General features: G+C 39.7%; 1 protein-coding gene. It reads left to right on the forward strand.

Annotated features, from left to right (window positions below; translation table 11 throughout):
- Nucleotides 1–63 precede the first annotated feature (63 nt).
- Nucleotides 64–1,413 (forward strand): IS701 family transposase, encoded by a 1,350-nt coding sequence (locus QUA45_RS28790; RefSeq protein WP_445305360.1) that lies wholly within the window; start codon nucleotides 64–66, stop codon nucleotides 1,411–1,413.
- Nucleotides 1,414–1,428: the final 15 nt, after the last annotated feature.

Below are 1,428 nucleotides of genomic sequence, written 5' to 3' on the forward strand. Positions count from 1 at the left end.
TCCTCTTCTGTCACTCTAGGCAGAGTATAATAGGACAAAATCTCTCAAACCTGAGCTGGGTCTATGGTTAAGCCTCGCCAAGCTGATTCGACATTGAAATTGATTGATGAGTATTGTAGCTATTACAGAAATCTGTTTTCAGAAGTCAGAAGCTTTGAAGCTTTTACACATCTTCATGCTGGTATAATTTCTGATATTAAACGTAAGACACTACCAGCCATTGCAGAGATAATGGGGCTAGAAAATGCTCAAGGATTGCATCACTTTCTTGCCCAATCACCCTGGGAGGCTCAAGCCTTGAGAAGGCAAAGGCTAGAATTAATTTTAAAAATTGTTAAAGATCGAAAAATCGTTCTCATCATTGACGAAACAGGAGATCCAAAAAAGGGAAAAGCCACAGATTATGTAGCTAGACAATATTTAGGACGACTTGGAAAAATTGACAATGGCATAGTGGCTGTAGTGAGCTATGGTCTAATAGATGGGTTAACTTTCCCATTAATGTTTGAAGTTTATAAACCTAAAGAACGGCTTAAACTAAAGGATAGTTACCTAAGCAAACCCCAAATAGCCAGCCAGATGATTAGAGAAATTAAAGCAATGGGGTTTGAAATAGACTATGTTCTGGCTGATAGCTTATATGGAGAAAGTACGAGTACCTTTATTCGCTGTTTACAAGGATTAAACCTTCGGTTTGCTGTAGCGATTCGGAGTAACCACGGTGTACGGTTGCCGTCAGAGCAAAGGGTTCGAGCTAACAAATGGCGTAAATTTGAGCGGATATTTGCCGATGGAAGCCGAGAAGTCCGCTACATTCGAGAAATTATTTATGGAAAAAAGAGAGAATTGCGTTACTGGGAGATCACAACGGATATAGAGACCATCCTCGAAAATTCAACCTGGTATGTGATGACACAAATTCCGGGAGTTTTAGCTAAAGAAGTTGGGAATTTGTATGGAAATAGGACTTGGATTGAATATGGTTTTCGACAAAGTAAAAGTGAATTAGGATGGGCGGATTTCCGAGTCACCCAATATTCACAGATTGAAAAATGGTGGGAAATCATTTGTAGTGCTTACCTGATGATCAGCCTCTATAGTAGGTCTAATACAGCCGTCAACTCCCGGACTTCATTACCCAACACTTCATCGGCAAAAAACTGCCCAATTCTCCACCGCTTTGAGCAACATCAAGACTGGGATGAGAAAAACAGTTGGAAAAGCCATCTCAATAACTTGAGATTAATGCTGCAACCTTTAATTAGCTTTAACTTGATACAACAGTGGCTAAGAGTTTTTCCGATTCCACAATTATCTACAGGTTTGGCTCGATTAAGAGCTAACATGAATTTTTACCCAAATCCCTTCTCTTACTTGATGAATGAGAGGGAATTCTTATTTTCTTCTGCCTAGAGTGACAGAAGAGGG

It is taken from the genome of Microcoleus sp. Pol12A5, from assembly GCF_036701435.1.
Lineage (GTDB): Bacteria > Cyanobacteriota > Cyanobacteriia > Cyanobacteriales > Microcoleaceae > Microcoleus.

Excerpts from the sequence above, each read along its gene's own strand:
- QUA45_RS28790 (WP_445305360.1), top strand. The coding sequence starts at position 64 with ATGGTTAAGCCTCGCCAAGCTGATTCGACATTGAAATTGATTGATGAG.